1 pseudogene is annotated in these 246 nt (G+C 38.6%); it reads right to left on the reverse strand.

The annotated features are described in order from the left end of the window. Positions 1-152, reverse strand: a pseudogene (locus ADF68_RS10220) (IS110 family transposase); the annotation flags it as partial. Positions 153-246: the final 94 nt, after the last annotated feature.

Genomic DNA, 246 nt, shown 5'->3' on the forward strand with positions numbered 1-246 from the left:
TGTGGCTTGGTTGAAGCTATTGTCGATTGTCTTTTTCGTTTCTCATAAAAGTCGGCGATATGGTAGGGATTGGTATGACTAGCTGAAGCGATGTTATGAATGCACATGAACAAGATTTTTCTGGCATAGGGATTACCTCGCTTAGTTAGGTTTAATACAAACTCTTTGCATGGAAAAGCCATCACTATAGTCAATTGAAACAAGAACAAGACAAAAGAGCCTCGAAAAAAGTACTACAACTTGGCA

The sequence above is a fragment of the Streptococcus pseudopneumoniae genome (assembly GCF_001068775.1).
GTDB classification, from domain to species: Bacteria; Bacillota; Bacilli; order Lactobacillales; family Streptococcaceae; genus Streptococcus; species Streptococcus pseudopneumoniae_N.